This window comes from Microcoleus sp. S36b_A4 (assembly GCF_036700645.1).
Lineage (GTDB): Bacteria > Cyanobacteriota > Cyanobacteriia > Cyanobacteriales > Microcoleaceae > Microcoleus.
Genome location: NZ_JAUBPI010000119.1, coordinates 1 through 16,551 on the forward strand (window position 1 = coordinate 1; position 16,551 = coordinate 16,551).

At 45.4% G+C, this 16,551-nt stretch carries 15 protein-coding genes and 2 pseudogenes; 6 read left to right on the top strand and 11 right to left on the bottom strand.

Going from position 1 to position 16,551, the window contains the following annotated elements; all coding sequences use genetic code 11:
* Positions 1-128: 128 nt before the first annotated feature.
* Positions 129-651 (bottom strand): annotated as a pseudogene (locus QUA03_RS25625) (ISAs1 family transposase); the annotation flags it as partial.
* 161 nt (positions 652-812) lie between these two features.
* On the opposite strand from QUA03_RS25625, the gene QUA03_RS25630 reads away from it, so the two are divergent.
* The 3 genes and pseudogenes from QUA03_RS25630 to QUA03_RS25640 form a co-directional block, all read left to right on the top strand.
* Entirely contained in the window at positions 813-1,232 is a 420-nt protein-coding gene (locus tag QUA03_RS25630; RefSeq protein WP_333216099.1) for an IS630 transposase-related protein, read from the top strand.
* A gap of 11 nt (positions 1,233-1,243) precedes the next feature.
* Positions 1,244-1,531, top strand: coding sequence for a transposase (locus tag QUA03_RS25635; protein WP_333216101.1), 288 nt, complete (start codon positions 1,244-1,246; stop codon positions 1,529-1,531).
* A 28-nt stretch (positions 1,532-1,559) separates the two neighbouring features.
* A pseudogene (locus QUA03_RS25640) lies at positions 1,560-1,763 on the top strand (IS630-like element ISMae26 family transposase); the annotation flags it as partial.
* Positions 1,764-1,779: 16 nt separating this feature from the next.
* Here QUA03_RS25640 and QUA03_RS25645 read toward each other — a convergent pair.
* From QUA03_RS25645 to QUA03_RS25675, 7 genes are all read right to left on the bottom strand, one after another.
* The gene (locus tag QUA03_RS25645; RefSeq protein WP_333216103.1) at positions 1,780-2,820 is read right to left on the bottom strand and encodes a tetratricopeptide repeat protein; all 1,041 of its coding nucleotides are present in this window, start codon (positions 2,818-2,820) and stop codon (positions 1,780-1,782) included.
* A 450-nt stretch (positions 2,821-3,270) separates the two neighbouring features.
* Entirely contained in the window at positions 3,271-4,044 is a 774-nt protein-coding gene (locus QUA03_RS25650) for a BMC domain-containing protein (RefSeq protein ID WP_333101844.1), read from the bottom strand.
* Between the two features lie 205 nt (positions 4,045-4,249).
* Entirely contained in the window at positions 4,250-4,927 is a 678-nt protein-coding gene (locus QUA03_RS25655; protein WP_333216105.1) for a carbon dioxide concentrating mechanism protein, read from the bottom strand.
* A gap of 289 nt (positions 4,928-5,216) precedes the next feature.
* On the bottom strand, positions 5,217-6,851 hold the full coding sequence (locus tag QUA03_RS25660; protein ID WP_333216106.1) for a ribulose bisphosphate carboxylase small subunit: 1,635 nt from the start codon (positions 6,849-6,851) through the stop codon (positions 5,217-5,219).
* A gap of 166 nt (positions 6,852-7,017) precedes the next feature.
* Positions 7,018-7,323, bottom strand: a complete 306-nt coding sequence (locus QUA03_RS25665) for a EutN/CcmL family microcompartment protein (RefSeq protein ID WP_006635057.1) — start codon at positions 7,321-7,323, stop codon at positions 7,018-7,020.
* Positions 7,324-7,734: 411 nt separating this feature from the next.
* Positions 7,735-8,076 carry a carbon dioxide-concentrating mechanism protein CcmK gene (locus QUA03_RS25670; RefSeq protein ID WP_006635058.1) on the bottom strand — a complete coding sequence of 114 codons (342 nt, stop codon included), beginning with the start codon at positions 8,074-8,076 and terminating at the stop codon, positions 7,735-7,737.
* Between the two features lie 96 nt (positions 8,077-8,172).
* On the bottom strand, positions 8,173-8,484 hold the full coding sequence (locus QUA03_RS25675) for a carbon dioxide-concentrating mechanism protein CcmK (protein ID WP_006635059.1): 312 nt from the start codon (positions 8,482-8,484) through the stop codon (positions 8,173-8,175).
* A gap of 623 nt (positions 8,485-9,107) precedes the next feature.
* Between QUA03_RS25675 and QUA03_RS25680 the strand changes: the two genes are divergently transcribed.
* Positions 9,108-10,982, top strand: a complete 1,875-nt coding sequence (locus QUA03_RS25680) for an NAD(P)H-quinone oxidoreductase subunit F (RefSeq protein WP_333216108.1) — start codon at positions 9,108-9,110, stop codon at positions 10,980-10,982.
* A gap of 123 nt (positions 10,983-11,105) precedes the next feature.
* Here the strand turns inward: QUA03_RS25680 and QUA03_RS25685 are convergent, their stop codons facing one another.
* Positions 11,106-11,717 carry a Uma2 family endonuclease gene (locus QUA03_RS25685; RefSeq protein ID WP_333216110.1) on the bottom strand — a complete coding sequence of 204 codons (612 nt, stop codon included), beginning with the start codon at positions 11,715-11,717 and terminating at the stop codon, positions 11,106-11,108.
* A gap of 230 nt (positions 11,718-11,947) precedes the next feature.
* On the opposite strand from QUA03_RS25685, the gene QUA03_RS25690 reads away from it, so the two are divergent.
* Positions 11,948-13,462 (top strand): NADH-quinone oxidoreductase subunit M, encoded by a 1,515-nt coding sequence (locus QUA03_RS25690; RefSeq protein WP_333216112.1) that lies wholly within the window; start codon positions 11,948-11,950, stop codon positions 13,460-13,462.
* Positions 13,463-13,640: 178 nt separating this feature from the next.
* Entirely contained in the window at positions 13,641-14,807 is a 1,167-nt protein-coding gene (locus tag QUA03_RS25695) for a CO2 hydration protein (RefSeq protein WP_333216113.1), read from the top strand.
* Positions 14,808-15,305: 498 nt separating this feature from the next.
* Here QUA03_RS25695 and QUA03_RS25700 read toward each other — a convergent pair whose 3' ends face one another.
* Together QUA03_RS25700 and QUA03_RS25705 are read right to left on the bottom strand one after the other, a co-directional pair.
* Positions 15,306-16,025, bottom strand: coding sequence for a PHP domain-containing protein (locus tag QUA03_RS25700; RefSeq protein WP_333216116.1), 720 nt, complete (start codon positions 16,023-16,025; stop codon positions 15,306-15,308).
* A 129-nt stretch (positions 16,026-16,154) separates the two neighbouring features.
* Positions 16,155-16,349, bottom strand: a complete 195-nt coding sequence (locus QUA03_RS25705) for a hypothetical protein (protein ID WP_333216118.1) — start codon at positions 16,347-16,349, stop codon at positions 16,155-16,157.
* Positions 16,350-16,551: the final 202 nt, after the last annotated feature.

The following is a 16,551-nucleotide window of genomic DNA, read 5'->3' on the forward strand; positions in this document are numbered from 1 at the left end:
TTTTAAGTAGGCTTTTAGCTGTTCTTGGTCTGAGGGTGTCATTTTCTTTACCTCATATTTTTTGGCAATTTTACTAGATTTTCCATTTTAACCCTTTTGCGACATATTCGCCAAAGTGAGATGCACCCGATAGCTGTGATTTCATTGGAATGGTTTTCCACTTTAACTTGTCCAAGTACCAACCGATTTTCGCTGGCCCAACCTGTCACTAAATGTAAATTATTTACCCCGGTTTTTCGGTCATAAGAACCTCGGAGATTTTTGCCATCAATCGGGATAACTTGTTGGCCAACTGGCCCCATTAATTGTTTAACCCATTGAGTCAACTTCTGTTCTAAAACTTTCGGGTCTAGCTTTTCAAAAACTCGTCGAAAGGTATCATCGCTCGGGATGCCATTGGGTAAGTCTAAAAATTTTTGCAACCATTGCTGCTTACTGATTCCATAATTTTCCATGTCTTCCCATCCCTCACCTCCAGCTATTGTAGATAATATGGCAATGACGAAAATGTCTTTCAGTAGGTGGCGTTTGGTTCGGTTCACTATGAGGGTCGGGTACGTCATCAAAATAACTTGACAAGCTCCCTTGTAACTCTTGCATGGAAATATAGCCTTTCTCATAAAGATGAGGTATGATGTTACTGACACTCATTCATGAGGGTCAAACAGAGAACACACATGGAATGAACTATAATTATATGGTTCAGTCAAGCCACCCGAAAGCGATAGCACACATAATAGCATTTTTCTGACAGCACGCTCTGGTTGACTCACAACACGTTTACTTGTACTCCTCTTCATACATTGTTAAAAATGAAAACTTATTCGATTGATTTTAGACAAAAAATCCTTGATACTTATCATACTGAACCGATTTCACAAAAAGCAATAGCTAAACGTTTTTCTGTAGCCCTCAGCTTTGTACAAAAATTGCTTAAACAATATCGTGAAACAAAAAACATTACTCCCCGAACTCACCGATGTGGAGTCAAAGGCAAACTGAATGCAGAGCAACTACTCATATTGGGGGAATTGATTGAATCAAACAATGATGCTACTCTTGAAGAACTTCGTTATTTACTTTATGGGAAAATTGGATTTTCCGTTAGTAGAGCGACAATAGCAAGAAGGATAAAAATCTTAGATATTACTGTCAAAAAAAAACTCTCTTCCCCTCGGACAAAGGCACCGACAGAGTTCAACTCCTGCGATGTGAGTTCTGGCAAAAAATAAAAAAAATTAGTTTGAAAGACTTAATATTCATTGACGAATCTGGAGTTAATTTAGCAATGGTTAGGTTATATGCTAGAGCTTTGAAAGGTCAAAGAGCCCGGGGACCAAAACCAACTAAACGTGGCAAAAATGTCTCAATAATTGGAGCAATGTCAGTCAAGGAAATTTTGACATCGGTTAATCTAATAGGCCCAACTGATGCAATTACATTTGAAGCTTTTATCAGAAAACTTGTGCCAAAACTATGGAAAGGTGCTTGTGTAGTTATGGATAATTGTCCCATTCACTTGGGAGAATAAGTGAAAAAAGCGATCGAAAAAAGGGGCAAAATTAATATACTTATCTCCATATTCACCCGATTTCTCACCAATTGAGAATCTCTGGTCAAAGCTTAAAATTATTCTCCGTTCTATCAAGACTACTAATTATCAAGAATTAGCCAAAGCCATAGAGTGGGCGTTCAGTCAAGTTACATCATCAGATATTTTTAACTGGTTTACACACTGCTGTTATTGTACCTCATCTTTCTGAGAAAGGCTATACTAAATCAATCATTAATAAATTCACCTTCACAGATAATCGAGTCTCTGTTCTCCAAATCTTCTTGATTCCAGACCGCGTTTAATGCTGCGGAACTTAAGGAAGTTGACATCGTATTTAAGGTTGTATTGTAGTATTCTACAGCATTATTAAGTTCTACCTGTGGCGCTTCCTTAAAGTACGAATTAATATCAGGCGTGCACCGCTGGGCCTGGTAGTATACATAAGCTTCCGCATTAATGCACATTACGTGGTAAAAATCCTTATTTGCTGCCGTCACATCTCCAAGTTTATACAGTGCTAAACCTCGGTTGAGATAAGCTTTAACATGGTTCGGATCGAGTTCTACTGCTTTGTCAAAGTCTTCAATTGCAAGCTGCATTTGTTTTAATTTATAGCGAACGCAACCTCTGTTATAATAGGCATAAACATTTTGTGGATCGATGGCGAGTGCAATGTTGTAATCGGCCATCGCCTGCGTATTGTCTCCTAATTGGTGGTAACAGAGACCTCGATTTATGTAAGCTTTGATATATTTAGGATTCAACCGCAGCGTTTCATTAAAGTTTTCTGTTGCTGCCTCTTTTTCTCCCAAAAGGTAGTAAGCGCGCCCCCGGTTGTAATAGGTTTTATAATTGTTGGAATTGATAGATAGAGCTCGATTGTAGTCTTCTATTGCTTCTTCGTAATTTCCTAAATTAGCAAGTACAAGTCCCCGGTTGTTGTAGATAGCGTGGCTGTTAGGCTTATTTGCTAAAGCGCAGTTGAGATCTTCAATCGCTTTTTCGTGTTCTCCGAGATGACGCCAAGCATTGCCTCGATTCAAGTAAGCCTCGAACAAATTAGGATTGATATCTAAGGCTTGGCTGAGGTCGGCGATCGCTTTTTGGTACTCTTTCATGTAATAGTAAACCAAGCCGCGATTGTTATAGGCTTTGGCATCGGCGGGATTGAGTTGCAGTATCTGATCGAAGTCCTCAAGCGCCGCTTCATAGTTTCCTTTCTTGGCGCTGTGCAAACCGCGCTTGTAAAATTGTTTGAGGTTCATAGGTCAACTTTCAAGAGTGCTTGATTCTGGGGGTTGATTCCTGTGGAGTCAGTTTTGAGTTCGACAGCCGTCCATCTGTTGAAAGAGCATCCACCTGCGGTTAGATTAACTCTTAAATGATTCCCGGCAATCTACCGTAAACAGGATTTTTGGTTTATTTTAACAGTAGTTAAATCCTGTTGAAAGGCTCTGCACGTCGGCTGGATTTACTTATTAGTCAGTTCGATTGTTTACCCGATCGACTTAATCTCAAAAGTCTAGTTTTACTTGGTGCTCTGTGTCTCTTGATGCAGCGGCGATCGGCTCGATCGGCAAATTAAGTTTGAGACTGCTACTCAGTATAAATTGTTACCAGCCGTCCTACCGAGTAAACTCTATATTTTTTTGACAAACTTAGTCTCAGTATTTGTGGCCGTACGTCTCTACAAACTTTTGTTGCCTAATTACCAATTACCGATTGATTTCCTCTTCCACATAAACTCTCAATTTCTCCAAATCGGGAAGTTCAATCAATTCTTGTTCCTTTTCCTTAACCGACACAGGCATCATCACCGGTTTACGCTGCTCGATCCAGCAACTCGCCAGCGGTAAAGTTTGTTCCAAATCTTCCAAAGGCCTCGGAATTACCATCACCGCGTTCAACTCGCCAATTCGCTCAGCTTCGTACATCCCGGCTTCTACGGCTACTGCTACATCTGCAACTGCACCGCGAATAATTGCCGTGCACAAGCCGGCGCCAATTTTCTCGTAAGCTGCCAAGTGTACGTCTGCAGATTTGAGCATAGCATCGCAAGCACCGACCATTGCCGGAAATCCCCGGGTTTCGAGCAAACCGATCGCCTGATTGCTAAGCCGAGAATAACTGCCTTTTTCCGAAAGTTCAGTCAGCCGAAAGCCGATTGGCAAAACCACTTCCAAATTAGCCAAAGGTCTAGCAATCACCAACTTAGAAACAAACTGCCCGAACTGTTCGGCAGTTTGAGCTCCAGCTTCCACAGCCAAACGCACATCCGAAATTCTGCCCCGGACGATCGCGGTACAGTGACCGGAACCAATTTTTTCGTATCCTACTAAAATCACTCCTGCCGACTTCAGCATCATGTCAGCAGTCCCCACAATTGCCGGAAAACTCTTGGTGGATACCAAACCCAAAGCAGTGTCTTTGAAGTATTCCTGGCGCTGCGATCGCTCTTCGTGACTGTTACGATCTGTTTGTCCGTCCATCTTCTATTACCCTTAGAAACTTCCCAAAATAAAAATTTGTTGATAGTTTATAGTTTCTCAGATGAGAAGACAGACTGCACGAGCTACAAGACACAGATTGCTACGGCAAGGCCTGACAAATTGCTGAGCTACCAATAATATGAGATTACCTATTTATATTTGATCTTTCTGCCTTCAGCATAGCTGCCTTTTGCCGAAATGACGGCTACCCGGAACCGCCCGATAGAGTTTGGCCGTTTTCCTCCGATCGATTAAAAGCTTGTCGGTGCGGAAACAGTGTCCCCAACAGCCGATTGATGTGAGCTTGACCGTAGAGAATAGTCGGTGTTTCCCCTGGTTGGGGCGGATCTGCGGCGGTGGATTCCGGCGGGTCTGGGGCCGTCTCCGGCGCAGTTTGAGGCGGTGTTTCGGGGGGTCGTGGCGGCTCGATCGGCTCGATCGGTCGATCAACTGGTGGCGTAGTGGCTTCGGGGGTTTCTGGTGATGTTGGCGCTGCTGTTGGCGCTGTTGCGGTTGCTTCTGGGGTGACTTGGCGGCTGGTATCTCCCATTAGAGAACCTGCTGGCATAATTTGCATTTTGTCAATACAAGGATTGATTAGGGTGGTCGCGGCGCCAATACAGGCATTTTCCCCGATCGTTCCCGCACCTACCACCAGCACTCCTGCACCAAGAATAACGCCCGCTGCGATTTCCAGAGTACCTTCACGGGCGTGAAGGATAACTCCCATACCGATACAGGCACCGGCGGCGATCAAGATCCGGCTTCCGGGATCTGCTTGCAGGATTGCTCCAGGGGCGATCGCCGCACCCTCATTCACAACTACATCGCCACTCATCAAAATCTGAGAGTTGCTACTTAATTGCAGTGGCGATAAATACATTCAACTTCACCATGAAAGGAGCGATTTTTTTAGATCAAAGGACTTTAAATTATGGGTTTTTTCGACTAATAAATTTAACCATGTCAATCTAAGAAGCGATAATTTACTAATACTGAGAAGATTGATGCTTTAACGTTTTCTAGAAAGTTGCAGAAGATTCTAGATTTTGACCAACCCTTCTCAATCGAGCTTTTTAACTATCTCAAATCCAACTTCTATCCGCTGGGATTTCTCCCGTGGGCACCTGTGCGAGGGCTTAACGGGAGAAATAAGCTAATTACCAGGCAAATTAAGGTCGTTGGATAATTTCTTCGAGTACCCGGCGCTTCGCCTTGGAGTCGATACCCAGCAAACGGACGTACTCGCCACTGTGTTCTTTGAGACAGCTTTCGAGGGCAGAAATCACTTCGGATTCGCGGTTGGATGCGATCGGGGCGCAACTGCTCCAAGAACCGGTGCGGAAGCGGCGCGCGTCGGCGTGTTCCGTGCCAATTTTGTAGCCTTGGGAAAGCAGGTTGCGGACTTGGTCGATCGTCTTGCCGGTCAAACTTCCGCTGCTGGCCGAACCAGTCGAAGCTGCTTTGTATCCCGATGTTGCTGCCGGCTTAGCCGATTGAGCAACCGGGCCGTCTGGACGCTGAATAAGTTCTTCAACCACGCGCCGCTTAGCTTTCGGGTCAATCCCGATCAAGCGCACGTATTCGCCCGGGTACTCGTTCATCACAGCTTCCAAAGCGGCGATCGCCTCAGATTCGTTTCTCACTTGCAGCGAAGCCCCGCTTTGCCAAGAACTGGTGCGGAAGCGGCGCGCGTCGGCGTGTTCCGTGCCAATTTTGTAGCCTTGAGCTAGCAAGCCGCGAACCTGAGCCACTGTTTCGGCACTCAATTTTCCGCTTGACACGGAACCGCTATTGTGGTTAGAAGCTTGTGCAACTTTACCGTTAAATTGGTGAGTTTTCGCGCCGTTAGAACCGTTAGAGCCGTTGTCTCCCGGTCTTTGGACGATTTCTTCTAGTACGCGGCGCTTGGCTTTGGTGTCAATCCCGATCAAGCGGACGTATTCTCCTTGGTGCTCGGCCATGCAAGCTGACAAAGCCGCGATCACTTCTGAGTCACGGGTTGAGGAAATCGGGCCACAAGTACGCCAAGAACCGGTCCGGAAGCGGCGTGCGTCGGCGTGTTCTGCTCCCACGCTATATCCTTGAGCTAGTAAATTACGGATGCTATCGGCAAGAGTTGAACTCAATTGGGTGCCGGCATGGGTAGAATATTTGGTTTGAGTCATATTTGGGTTTTTAGTTTGCTCGTTGCGAATTGGTGCTAGACAGGCGATGTTCTCAGCGCAGCGATAACCCGTTCTCAGAGCGTCATTGATGCCGATGACATGGGTCGCAAATTGAATGTCAGAATCTTGAACGTCAGGCAAGCGATCTGCTTGCTTCTGATTAGTGATGATGGCTCCCGAAGGTACGTACTTACCGGGGGGAATCTCCACATCTTTAATTAGTACGTGCATCATGACAATGCAGCCGTTGCCCACTCTGGCATTGAACACCGTGGAGCGAAAGCCGATAAAGCAGTTGTCGCCCACGTAGGCCGGGCCGTGAATTAAACTCATGTGAGTGAGGGAAGTATTTTTCCCCACCCACACAGAATAAGACTTGTCGTCGTCTCCTGTGACTCGGCCTTGTTCTAGGCCGTGAATCACTACTCCGTCTTGAATGTTGCTTCCTTGTCCGATATAAAAAGGAGTACCTTCATCGGCGCGGATAGATGTCCCGGGGGCAATCATCACATTAGAACCGATCTGCACATCCCCAATAATGTTAGAAAAGGAATGTACGAAGGCGGTGTCGTGAATTTTAGGCTCAGCCAAGTTTTTCGACCAAGGCGTCGGGGGAGCCGCAACGTTGCGGACTGCCATAAATTAAGTTCTCCTAAACTGAAAAATCTTTTTGTTAGTTGTTAGTTGTTAGTTGTTCACTGTTAGCTGTTCACTGTTAGCTGTTAGCTGTTAGCTGTTAGCTGTTCACTGTTCAATGTCAACTGCCAACTATCAACTGCCAACTGCCAACTGCCAACGGTTGCAACTAGCCGTACGGGTCGTCTTTTTTACTGTAAATGAGGCGGTTTTCTACATTGACAGTATCTATAATGCCTACTACTAGAGCATCGATCGGACGGTTTTCGCTTCCGGGCGCGATCCGGGCTGCGCTGCCTCGGGTCACTAAAACCCATTCATCTATACCAGCGCCCACACAGTCAGCGGCTACCTCATAGCCGGGAACTGGCGAACCTTCCTCATCGATGAATTGCAGCAGTAGAAATTTCGATCCTCTCAGTGTCGGCTCTTTTTGGGTACTGACAACTGTGCCGAGAACTTTGGCCATTTGCATTTTAGGTAATAGGTAATAGGTAATTGGTAATTGTCATTTTTTCACTTAGTCACTTGTCGTTTTTAGATTTGCTTTCTTCTGTCTGCTCTGCGTCTTTTAGAGTTCTTCGTCTAGTAACTAATGACTCGCCAGAAACGGGTAAAATTCCCCACTTAAGTGGACGATCTCGAAATTTTAGACTAAGAGTTCAAGCTCCCCAATTCAATGCGAGAGTCAATCTAAAATCTAAAATCTAAAATCTAAAATCTAAAATCGACGGACTCATGACTCATGACTAATAACCAATATCCCATGCCCACCTCAATTAAAAATTAAAAATGCTAAATCAAAAACATCGCGATTTTTAATTTTTAATTACCAAACGCCCCTAACAGCCGTGAAGCGAAGCTATCCCGTAGGGAATCGCCTATCTTATGATCTGTTGAGAGGGCGAATGCCGCTGACGCCTTCACGGAACTGTTCTACAGCTTCGGTGTAGCGAATCGGCAACACGTACTCTAAGTTTTCGTGAGGGCGGGCGATAATGTGGGTGGACATCACTTGTCCGCCGTTAACGCGCTTCACTGACTCTACTCCGGCTGCGACAGAAGCTTGCACTTCCGAGACATCTCCTCTTACAATGACCGTAACCCGAGCGCTACCGATTTTTTCGTAGCCTACCAAGGTGACGCGGGCTGCTTTGACCATCGCGTCAGCGGCTTCTACCACTGCGGGGAAGCCTAGGGTTTCGATCATGCCAACTGCAATTGCCATTGGTTTTACTCCTGATTGAATATTTGGGGAACTAAACAGTTAATTTTTGACGATCGCACAAATTTTCTTTTAAGAAAACTTTTGTGCGCTAAGAACTTAGTAGCCTCGGAACTGTTCTACTGCTTCTGTATATCGAATCGGCAGAACGTATTCTAGGTTTTCGTGGGGGCGAGCGATGATGTGGGTAGAGACGACTTCTCCGCCGTTCACACGCTTGACGGATTCCACTCCTGCTGCGACTGAGGCTTGGACTTCCGACACGTTGCCGCGCACAATTACGGTGACGCGGGCGCTGCCAATTTTTTCATAGCCCACGAGGGTAACGCGGGCAGCTTTGACCATAGCATCGGCAGCTTCCACAACAGCGGGAAAACCTTTTGTCTCAATCATTCCCACGGCAATTGACATTTTTGAATCTCCTTTGACGATGAGCGAAATTACCGTTACAAATCTTTGAGAAATCTAAAAATTTGGACGGGGAGGCCCACATTATTTAGTAATGCAGTGTAAAGCTTCCTATCCTATAAGAATAGGGGAAGGTGTCCACCTTGACAATATAAACTAACATCATAATGTTTAATAACAAAAATTAAAATTTTTTATGTTACTTAAAATAATTTCATATTTATTTAATAATCTTAATATTTAGAGGGATAGATACCGAGAGCGAGGGGGGATTAAAGTAAGTAAGAATACTCATCAAGTAGAGTTCGGTATGCGAAGCCGGAGCTGATCGCTGGCGGGAAACTAGGGGATTTCAAAATGGGGATCGCAGGGAAATCGGCAAAAAAGGCAGTCTTGGCCCATCGGCAGGCATTTTTTTCTTTGACTGCCTCCTCTGCTCAGCCTATAATTTTGTGTTGAGATAATTATCAGTTTTGATGCTTTCATGTATAGTTAATCTGGACTGCAAATTATTTTGCCACAACTATACGATCGGGTTTAGTCAAAGTTTTAGGGCCTCGCGCGATCGCCCGCGACTGTTTTTGTATAAAGGCAGCTCGTAATTTGAAGTTTAAGGGATAAATTAAATGACTCAATTTCTCCTCCAAGCCTGTTGGTGGGTACCTTTATATGGCTTAATAGGCGCAATTTTAACTTTGCCGTGGTCTACCGGCACCATTCGCAGAACAGGGCCAAGACCTGCAGCTTACTTCAATTTGCTGATGACGGTGGTGGCTTTCATACACGGATCAGTTATTTTTACAGCGACTTGGGATCAACCGCCTCAACAGTTGCTCGTGCACTGGGTGCAAGCAGCCGATTTAGATTTGTCTTTTGCAATAGAAATCTCCACCGTCAGCGTCGGAGCAATGGAGTTAGTTAGTGTTCTGAGTTTGCTAGCACAAATTTACGCTCTAGGCTACATGGAAAAAGACTGGGCCCTAGCTCGATTTTTTGGGCTGATGGGTTTTTTTGAAGCGGCAATTAGCGGCATTGCCATTAGCGACTCGCTGCTTCTAACTTACGCTTTGTTGGAAGTGCTGACGCTTTCAACTTACTTGCTAGTCGGGTTTTGGTACGCTCAACCGCTGGTAGTAACAGCCGCTAGAGATGCGTTTTTAACCAAGCGTGTAGGAGACGTTCCCCTGCTGATGGGAGTAGTGACGCTTTCCACTTTAGCGGGAAGTTTGAATTTTTCCGATTTAGAAAGATGGGCGGAAACTGCAACCTTGTCTCCCATAGTGGCGACTCTTTTAGGTTTGGCTTTAATCGCCGCACCTACAGCCAAGTGCGCTCAATTTCCCTTCCATTTGTGGCTCGACGAGGCGATGGAAGGGCCCAACCCGGCTTCGATTATGCGGAATACGGTAGTTGTGGGCGCTGGGGCTTATGTTTTGATTAAACTTCAGCCTGTTTTAGCGCTGTCGCCCGTGACGGGTGGGGTGCTGGTGGTTTTGGGTGCGGTGACGGCTGTTGGGGCTTCCTTGGTGGCGATCGCCCAAATCGACATCAAAAGAGCACTATCGCATTCTACCAGCGCTTCTATGGGTTTGGTGTTTATCGCTGTGGGGCTAAATCAAGTTGACATTGCTTTGCTGTTGCTGTTCGCCCACTCGATCGCGAAGGGCCTATTATTCATGAGCGTAGGGTCAATTATTACCACAACTAACACTCAAGATTTAACAGAAATGGGTGGGTTGTGGTCGAAGATGCCTGCCACGACTACGGCTTATTTAGTAGGCGCTGCGGGGATGGTAGCGTTGTTGCCTTTGGGCAACTTTTGGGCGATGCGACGCTGGCTCAACGGTTTTTGGACTGTGCCTTTGTGGCTGGTAATAGTGCTGCTTGTAGTTAACGGTTTGACAGCGCTAAATTTAACTCGCATATTCGGTTTAGTGTTTGCTGGAAAACCGCAGCCGAAAACTCGCAGAGCTCCCGAAGTTGGTTGGCAGATGGCTTTGCCGATGGTAATTTTGACGGTGATGGGGCTGTTGGTGCCTTGGATGTTGCAGCGGTGGCAACTGTTAATTAGTTGGACTGGGCCTTGGGCGGAAACGGGAGATTTTGATGCTTTAAATTTGCTTTTGAAGACGCTGGATACGCCGCTGTTGTTGTTATCTGGGTTGATTGGCGTTGCGGTTGGGGTGGCGATTTATTGGTACGGGGTATTACCTCGACCGGTACGGCTGCCGGTGCCGGCGGTGCAGGATTTGTTCGCTTACGATTTTTATATCGATCGAGTTTACCGCTTGACTGTCGTTTGGGCTGTGGCTTTTATTTCTAAAATCAGCGCTTGGACTGATAGGTATGTGGTGGATGGGGCGGTGAATTTGTTCGGTTTTGCCACAATTTTCAGCGGTGAAGGGTTGAAGTACAGCGGCACCGGTCAGTCGCAGTTTTATGTGTTGACTATTGTGGGGGGGGTTGCGGTGTTGCTGGGGTTGATTATTTGGCAGTTTTAAACAGCAGAGGTTGGCAGATGAATTTTTCGGGTTTGTCTGCTTTTTGTCTGATGTTATTTAATTTTAAACCGCAGATGAACGCAGATGATTTTATTCTGGGTTTGTCTGCTTTTTTATCTACTTTTATTCAAACTCGATCGGCCACAATTCGGTCACTGGAACTTCCCAACCGGGCAAAAGTTCGGGAATTGAAATCATGTCTCCGTCTCTCAATACCACTGGCTGGGCTGTCGGACTGTAAATTGTTACTGTGCGCTTGTCTGGGTCGATTAATATTCCTACTTTTGCTCCGAGTTCGATAAAAGATAAAATTTTTTCTTGCAGGGGTTTGAGGCGATCGGACTGAGATTTTATTTCTACAACTAAGTCGGGAACGAGTGCGGCAAAATACCTTTTACTTTGCTTGAGGCGATCGGCTACCACAAACGAAACATCGGGAGCTCTCAGATCGGAATTGGGGAGGATAAACCCGCCGCTAGATTCAAATACCCGTCCGAGTTTGCGGGGTTTGACCCAGTTTAGTAAAACTCTGCCAAACTCTGCCCCTATTTCGCTCGATACAATGTCTGATGGGCCCATAACGATAATCTTCCCGTCTACCAGTTCTAATTGGTAGTCTAGATGTGCTTCCGAGAGTATACTTTGCAGTTGTTCCAAGTCGGCAACGGTGAGGCGGGTGGAAGGAGAACCAGATTTAATTTGCAAATCTTCTCGATCTGTAAGAGTTGAGGTCATAGGAGGATTCCAGAGACATTTGAATCTATGTTAACAAGAAAATCAGCCGATCTCTTTTTTATTCAGTTGCTTTGCGTTAATGTTAAATATATAGCAATCCTTGCAGGAGTCTTAATTTTTTTACCCCACCCCAACCCTCCCCGATGCCTTGGGGAGGGAGTAAGAAATTCACAAATGATTTAGGATTGCTATAGCTCTAAATACTGTGTAACAAAGGAAAGTTTTAATTGATGCTCAGTGCTTTAATCTGGATACCAATGTTGGCCGCTGCCCTGATTGGGCTCTGGCCTGGTTCAGTGAGTTCTAAAATAGTTCGGAATGTCGCGATCGCCATTGCGGGTATAACTTTTATTCTTTCGGTGATTTTGGCAGTTCAGTTTGATGCCAGTACCAGTCAGTTGCAGTTTGCGGAATTCATTCCTTGGATAGATGTTTTGGGATTGAATTACAATCTCGGTGTTGATGGTTTGGCTCTGCCTTTGGTAATTTTAAATACTCTGCTGACAGGGGTAGCTATTTACGCTACGGATGAGTCGATCCGCAGACCTCGACTTTATTATTCTTTGATTCTGTTAATTACTGGCGGCGTAACAGGGGCTTTTTTATCTCAAAATTTGCTGCTATTTTTCCTGTTTTTTGAGGTAGAATTGATTCCGCTTTACCTGTTAATTGCGATTTGGGGAGGCGAGCGCCGGGGTTATGCTGCTACTAAGTTTTTAATCTATACTGCATTTTCGGGAATTGTGCTGCTGGCTGCTTTCTTGGGCACTGGTTGGCTTAGCGGTGCTTCGAGTTTCGATCTGGTTGGTGCAGCGGGCGCATCGCATTTGCAAGGAGGATTGCCCTTGCCTTTGGTAAGGCAAATTGTTTTGCTGGCAGGGGTGTTGCTGGCTTTTGGCATTAAGATGCCTTTGGTGCCTTTTCATACTTGGCTGCCGGATGCTCACGTAGAAGCTTCGACCCCGGTTTCGGTGTTGCTGGCGGGGGTGCTTTTGAAGCTGGGAACTTATGGGATGCTGCGCTTTGGTTTAGGTTTGTTTCCAGATGCGTGGGCGGTGGCGGCGCCGACTTTGGCGAGTTGGGCGGTGGTGAGTGTGCTTTACGGGGCGAGTTGCGCGATCGCCCAAAAAGATATGAAAAAAATTGTAGCGTATAGTTCGATCGCTCACATGGGCTACATTTTGTTAGCTAGCGCCGCAGCTACTCCGATTAGTCTGCTGGGAACTGTTTTACAAATGGTTAGCCACGGCTTAATTTCGGCGCTACTATTCTTAACCGTCGGCATTGTGTACAAAAAATCTGGCACTCGCAACATCGATGTTCTCAAAGGTTTGTTCAATCCCGATCGCGGTTTGCCGATGATTGGCAGTTTAATGATCCTCGGCGTGATGGCAAGTGCGGGGATTCCGGGTTTGGCTGGATTTATTGCTGAATTTTTGATATTTCGGGGCAGTTTGCCAGTGTTTCCGGTGCAAACTTTTCTCTGCATGATCGGCACTGGTTTAACTTCAGTTTACTTTTTAATTATGGTCAACCGCGCCTTTTTCGGCCGCCTTTCGGATGTGGTGGTAAATTTGCCACAAGTCCGCTGGCGCGATCGCATCCCTTCGCTGGTTTTAGCAATAATTATTGCAATCATGGGAGTGCAGCCGGGAGTTTTAGTTGCTTTGAGCGAAAAAACTGCGATCGGAATGGTAGCTAATGTGCCACCGCAAGTTAAAGTGATTGCTCAAAACTTGAAATAAAATATGACCTAGGTTCGTAGTGAGGAATGCAAGTCCTCTGTTAACAGCTTTTAGTCCATAGGTTCGTAGTGAGGAGTGCAAGTCCTCTGTCAACAGCTTTTAGCCCATCATTAAAGGACTTGCATTCCTTACTACAAACCTATTTCTTCGTTCTTCCTTCTATTCAGGCTTAATTAAAATGACAAGTACCGTATTAAAACCATCTTCCCATCCCCTCTCCGCATACATTGATATCTTGGAATCAGGCAAAGCTTTACTGCCTGAATCTACGGAAAATGTGGTTGAAGTTGTCGGCGTTCTGAAAAGTTATGCTATTGTTTTAGATGCCTATTCTCGCAATCTCAATTATATTGCCGAAGAACAGTTTTTAGTGCTTTTTCCGTTTTTTAAATATTTTAACGGAGAGGTGACGCTGCCCAAATTAAGGCGCTATTTGTGGCACGATCGCATAAATTTTGAGTATGCTGAGTATTGCATGAGAACAATGCTTTGGCACGGCGGCGGGGGTTTGGACAGTTATTTGGATTCCCCGGAATTTAGCAGTTTGGCCGAAAAGGCGATCGCTGCTAAACTGAAAGGCAATTTTTTCATGCAGGGACTCAACAAAGCATTTCCTGATTTTTTGCCGGAACAAGTGCGGATGCTGGCTTACTACACCGGTCTCGGTCAGTTTTGGCGGGTAATGAGCGATTTGTTTATGGACTTATCTGATTCCTACGATCGAGGGGAAACTAAGTCTATTTCTGATGTAGTTGATTTTGTCAAAGCCGGTTTAGTCGCCGGGGCCAGCCTACCGATTACCTACAGCGTCAAGATTCACGGTCAAGTCTACGATATCATTCCGGCATCGGCTAACTTGACATTTTTACCAGATGTAGCCGTGCCTTATGTAGAGGCTGTTTTCTTTCGGGGTACAGCTTTTTTTGGCACAGTTTCCTACAACGCTCAAGCTCATCAAATCCCGGAAAAACAAAAAGATTTTGCCTACGGGGCTTTGTTTGCTGATCCTTTACCTATTGGAGGTGCAGGGATTCCGCCAACTCAATTGATGCAAGATATGCGTCATTATTTGCCGGAGTATTTGCACGAAGTTTATCGCACTAGCTGTCGTGGTGAAGACGATGTGCGGGTGCAAATTTGCCAAAGTTTTCAGAAGTCGATGTTTTGCGTGACGACGGCGACTATTTTGGGTTTAGCACCTCATCCCATGAATACCTCCGACCCAGAGGAAAAAAAGGCTAATCGAGCTTATTTGGAAGGTTGGATGGATCGATTTGGGAATTCTCGCTTGGATTGGGCAAATCAGCCAACTAACCGGGCTTGTCAGTTGTTCCCCGAACGGTAGAAGGGCGACTGGTTTTTAGGGCGCAATGTCTCTCGGAGTTGCAAGAATATTACCTGAAGAAAGCAATTGCTTACTTTTGGATACCGAAAGCTCATCCGGGCGATCGCAATCATCTCACGTCCCGTAAAATAGCCGTTATCAGGCAAGTAGTGAAAACTTCAGCCCACAGACTTTTATGAGGACTGAAGTCCTCACTACCAAACAATTGTATAGTCATTTTAGCCCACCTAATATGACAATCAACCATCCAGGATACAAGCCACCGGATTCATTCCAACGCGCAGACTCAGGACCCAGAAATAAAAAACCTGTATCCGAGGAAACTTGCCCCCGAATTTATCCGTGGAGTCAATCTAAAATCTAAAATCTAAAATCTAAAATCGATTGACCTGATAAACTGTTTGTTTTCGACTCATTCTGATTGCTTTCATAAGAGATATATCCGCTAACGCTTAGACTGGTAAAGACCGGATAAAGCACTTCTTATTTCCGAACTATTTAGATTCGGACGAGAAGACTCAGGCCGTGAGAGTCCGTGCCACAAGTTCCCAGCAAACCATAAGTTTCTGCTAATTCTTTGACTAAAGCGGTTTGTTTGGGACTCGGTTTCCAAGGATTGGGATTACCGTAAGCATAGTAGGTTTCTACACCGTCAATGCCGAAACGGGCTGCTTCTGGGATTAGTTGATCGGCAGTCGATCGATACCTGCAAGGATGTGCGAGAACTGCTAAACCTCCTGCTTCATGAATAGCTTCAATTACCCTGGCTGCTGAATAAAAATAAGTGCCTTCAGTGCTTTTACCTCGCAAGTAAGGTTTGAGACTGGGATGTTGCGGATCGAAGGCATAACCGAGAATGTGCACCTCATTGTTAAGCAATTCGGCATTAATTTCAGCGCCTGTCCAGAGACTAGGTGCTTCGCTATTTTTGTCGGGATGGTTTAATTTCCAATTATCCAGCCAAATTTGAGCTTTAACGTAGCCTTGGGTGCTGTGGTGGTCGGTGATAGCTAAGCCTTTGAGACCTCCGGCTATGGCTTGTTCCATCAATTTCTCTGGCTGCAATCGCCCGTCGGAGTAGACTGTGTGCATATGAAAATTATAGGAACCCGGACAGCTATCGGCCTCAATTGTCTGAAAGACTTGTTTGAGTGCTGAGATATTCTGGGCTTCTGGTTTGAGACTAGAACTTGTTGGGGCAGCGAGATTGACAGCCATAAGCGTTATTATAAAAAAAACTAACCTTGTTTAATATATCTAATAAATTGATATGTTGCACCTGTGGCAATAGTCTGCTGTGGGATTGAAATATCTGGCGGATTGTTGCGTTCGGCACAAGATATCAATTCACTCGCACATCTTCCACAATTCTTTATCCAGAATTTTATTGTCGGGTGGGGGTCGGTTTATGAGATTATTGATTTCAGGCAATTTATAGTTGCTAAAACTCGCCTCTACAGGTTTGGGGAGAATGCCGCCAGATATCAATTTACTCGCACCTATTGCATCATTCTCAGCAACAGGCTTTCCGGCCTGTTCCACAAAGAGTAAATTTTATTGTGGAGTGGGCAGGATGCCCACGCTTAAAAGGTTTGTGGAAGTGCGATTCGTTGATTAGTGAATCTCGGTAATCAATCCGTAAATAACTAATCCAGTGAAACTTGACTCCTAGGTTGAGCACTGAACTCTCAGATTGATGAAGGTGCAAGTCCTTCCCGCAAGATTCATGCGTGACTCCTTATCT

What these genes read in the sequence shown, in the direction of transcription:
- QUA03_RS25630 (WP_333216099.1), top strand. Translation starts at nt 813, where the DNA reads ATGAAAACTTATTCGATTGATTTTAGACAAAAAATCCTTGATACTTAT.
- QUA03_RS25645 (WP_333216103.1), bottom strand. Translation starts at nt 2,820, where the DNA reads ATGAACCTCAAACAATTTTACAAGCGCGGTTTGCACAGCGCCAAGAAA.
- QUA03_RS25650 (WP_333101844.1), bottom strand. Translation starts at nt 4,044, where the DNA reads ATGGACGGACAAACAGATCGTAACAGTCACGAAGAGCGATCGCAGCGC.
- QUA03_RS25655 (WP_333216105.1), bottom strand. Translation starts at nt 4,927, where the DNA reads ATGTATTTATCGCCACTGCAATTAAGTAGCAACTCTCAGATTTTGATG.
- QUA03_RS25660 (WP_333216106.1), bottom strand. Translation starts at nt 6,851, where the DNA reads ATGGCAGTCCGCAACGTTGCGGCTCCCCCGACGCCTTGGTCGAAAAAC.
- QUA03_RS25665 (WP_006635057.1), bottom strand. Translation starts at nt 7,323, where the DNA reads ATGCAAATGGCCAAAGTTCTCGGCACAGTTGTCAGTACCCAAAAAGAG.
- QUA03_RS25670 (WP_006635058.1), bottom strand. Translation starts at nt 8,076, where the DNA reads ATGGCAATTGCAGTTGGCATGATCGAAACCCTAGGCTTCCCCGCAGTG.
- QUA03_RS25675 (WP_006635059.1), bottom strand. Translation starts at nt 8,484, where the DNA reads ATGTCAATTGCCGTGGGAATGATTGAGACAAAAGGTTTTCCCGCTGTT.
- QUA03_RS25680 (WP_333216108.1), top strand. Translation starts at nt 9,108, where the DNA reads ATGACTCAATTTCTCCTCCAAGCCTGTTGGTGGGTACCTTTATATGGC.
- QUA03_RS25685 (WP_333216110.1), bottom strand. Translation starts at nt 11,717, where the DNA reads ATGACCTCAACTCTTACAGATCGAGAAGATTTGCAAATTAAATCTGGT.
- QUA03_RS25690 (WP_333216112.1), top strand. Translation starts at nt 11,948, where the DNA reads ATGCTCAGTGCTTTAATCTGGATACCAATGTTGGCCGCTGCCCTGATT.
- QUA03_RS25695 (WP_333216113.1), top strand. Translation starts at nt 13,641, where the DNA reads ATGACAAGTACCGTATTAAAACCATCTTCCCATCCCCTCTCCGCATAC.
- QUA03_RS25700 (WP_333216116.1), bottom strand. Translation starts at nt 16,025, where the DNA reads ATGGCTGTCAATCTCGCTGCCCCAACAAGTTCTAGTCTCAAACCAGAA.